General features: G+C 68.8%; 3 protein-coding genes. All 3 read right to left on the minus strand.

The window, feature by feature from the left end; genetic code table 11:
• The coding region (locus WBA11_RS10215) for an arsenate reductase ArsC (RefSeq protein WP_424520593.1) at positions 1–307 on the minus strand (307 nt) is incomplete at its 3' end.
• Positions 291–614, minus strand: a complete 324-nt coding sequence (locus WBA11_RS10220; RefSeq protein ID WP_424520594.1) for an ArsR/SmtB family transcription factor — start codon at positions 612–614, stop codon at positions 291–293. The genes WBA11_RS10215 and WBA11_RS10220, both read right to left, overlap by 17 nt.
• A 493-nt stretch (positions 615–1,107) precedes the next feature.
• Positions 1,108–2,968 (minus strand): ABC transporter ATP-binding protein (locus tag WBA11_RS10225; protein ID WP_424520595.1); only part of this gene is annotated, 1,861 nt, incomplete at its 5' end.

The raw sequence follows: 2,968 nt of genomic DNA on the forward strand, positions 1-2,968 counted from the left end.
TTCGGACCTTGGCCGGCAGGTACGGGCACGCCTCGCGAGCGTTGTCGCAGACCGTCACCACGATGTCGAACGCGCGGTCGCCCAGGCTCTCGATCGTCTTCGACGTCAGGCCGGCGTGCTCGATGCCCGCGTCCTCGAGGGCGGCGATGGCGCCGGGGTGGACGCCCCGCGCGACGGTGCCGGCGCTGAACGCGTCGTAGCGGTCGCCGTGACGGTCGCGAAGCAGGGCTTCGGAAAGCTGGGAGCGCGCCGAGTTGTGGGTGCAGACGAACAGCACCGAGCTCTTGGCGTCAGCAGCAGCAGTCATCGTCCGAGCAGCAGGAGGTGAGGGTCGAGACGAACGCGCTCAGCCGGGAGGCCACGTCCTCGAGGGCGGACTCGTCGAGGCAGTAGCAAGACCGCGTGCCGTCGGGCGTGCCCCGGACGAGTCCCGCCTCGCGCAGCACCTTGAGGTGCTGGGACACGGTCGACTGGGCCAGCCCGACGACCTCGACGACCTCGCCGCACACGCACGTGCCGCGCGTGCCCAAGGTCTCGAGGATGGCCAAGCGGGCGGGGTGGGAGAGGGCCTTGGCCTGGAGGGCCAGGCGCTCCATCGAGGTCGTGTCGGTCATGGGAGTGTGCGACGGGACCGGAGCCCCGCCGCGGAAGGTCTACGTGTCTTGGCAGCAGCCTCCGCCGCAGCAGTCGTCGCTGCACCCGCAGTCGGGGCAGCAGTTGCAGCAGCTACAGATTCGGAAGCGGAGTCGTGGGAGTCTCATCGGAGTTGGGAGTTGGAAAAACAAGGCGACGACCAAATGCTTGGTGATCAGTCAATCGTTGATCGTCGATTAACGATAATAATTGTAGCTGCTCCTGTCAAGTCCTCGCCCTCGAGGCGGCCAGAATGAGTCTCCCCTCCTCGCATGAGGAGGGGGACAGGGGGTGGTTCTGTATTCCGACCTCGAGGGCGCGTTCGTGCGTCCTGTCCTCGGGGTCGGCGCATCGAGGTCGGCGCATCGAGGTCGGCACGGGCACGCCAGCGGCGTGCCCCTACGAATGCGAACGGGTCGCGCTGCACGCTGCGTCCTCGAGGGCGGCCCCATCGAGGGCGACCTGTCCTGGGCGCTACGCGACGGTCTCCTGCTCCGCGTACTGCAACTCGTAGAGCCGTCGGTACAGCCCGTCGGCGGCCAGGAGCGCCTGGTGGTCTCCCCGCTCGCGGACCTCGCCCTTGTGCAGGACCAGGATCTGGCTCGCGTGCTGGACCGTGGATAGCCGGTGGGCCACCACGACGGCCGTCCGGCCCTCCATCAGCACGTCGACGGCGCGCTGGACCATCTCCTCGGTCTCCGTGTCGACGCTCGAGGTCGCCTCATCGAGGACGAGCACGGCGGGATCGTAGAGCAGGGCGCGGACGAACGACAACAGCTGTCTCTGTCCGAGCGACAGCGTCGCGCCGCGCTCGCCGACGGACGAGCCGTAGCCGTCGGGCAGCTTTTCGACGAACGTGTCGGCGCCGACCAGGCGCGCGGCCTCGGCCACTTGCTCCATGGTGACGCTGGGGTCGCCGAGCGTGACGTTCTCCGCGATCGTGCCCGAAAAGAGGAACACGTCCTGAAGCACCAGCCCGACCTGCCGACGCACCTCCGAAAGGGGAAGGTCTTTGACGTCGACCCCGTCGATGGTGATGCGCCCTCGCTGGGGCTCGTAGAACCGGAGCAGGAGCGACAAAATCGTCGTCTTGCCCGATCCCGTCGCGCCGACGAGCGCCAGGGTCTGGCCGGGCTCGCAGACGAACGAGACGTCGCGCAGCACCCAGTTCCAGTCGGGGTCCCCGTCCTCGAGGTCGGCCTCGGGCAGCCGCTCGTAGGCGAACCACACGTCCTCGAACTCGATGCGGCCCTGGGCGCGTCCGTCCTCGAGATGGAGCACCGCCGGCGACTCCGGGAGCGACTGGTCGTCGTCCAACAGGTCGAAGACGCGCTCCGAGGCGGCGAAGGCGGCCTGGATGGAGTTGAGCTGGTCCGACAGGTTGCGGACGGGCTCGAAGAACATCCGCACGTACTGGACGAACGCGATCAGCGTGCCCACCGTGACGGCCTCGCGCATGGCCTCGGTCCCGCCGAACCACACGACCAACGCCAGCGCCACCGCGGCGATGATGTCGACGACCGGAAAGAACAGCGCGTAGTAGCGGACCGTCTGGATGTGGGCGTCGCGATGAGCCCCGTTGACCGACTGGAATCGGCGCTGCTCCTCGGCCTCGCGGCCGAAGATCTGGACCACGCTCATGCCCGTCACGTGCTCCTGCATGAACGCGTTGAGCCGCCCGACCTGCTTGCGCGTCTCGCGGTACGCCGCGCGCATCTTGCGGCGGAAGATCTCCGTCGCCAGGATCATCGGCGGGAGGGCGACGAGCGCGACCATCCCCAGCTCGAAGTCGAGCGAGAGCATGAAATAGCCGATGAACAGCAGACGGCCCAGGTCGCCGATGATGGTCACCGCGCCGGCCGAGAGCAAGTCGGCCAGGGCCTCGATGTCGGACGTCGCCCGCGTGATCAGCGTGCCGATCGGTGTCTTGTCGAAAAAGGCCAGCCGCTGCCGCTCGACGAACCGGAAGACCCGGGTCCGCAGGTCATAGAGCGCGTGCTGCCCGACCCACTGCGTCAGGTACCCGAGCGCGAAGTAGGCGATGCCCTCGGCCACCAGCACGCCCGCGATCAGCCCGACGACGCGGAACAGCCCCGGCAGATCCCCCGTGACGATGTGCTCGTCGACGGCGATCTGGACCAGTCGAGGCCGGAGCGGCCCCAGGAACGCGACGACGAGGGTCAGCCCGAGCGCGGTCGCGACGTGCCAACGGTACGGCCACAGCAGCGCCCCGAGCCGCCGGACGAGGCCTTGGGGCGGTCGCCAGGCGGGAGCGTTCGGTTGGGGGGAGTCGGCCACGGGCGGGCTACCCCGCACCGGACGGGCGCGGTTCCTG

It is taken from the genome of Rubrivirga sp. (genome assembly GCF_049648075.1).
Lineage (GTDB): Bacteria > Bacteroidota > Rhodothermia > Rhodothermales > Rubricoccaceae > Rubrivirga.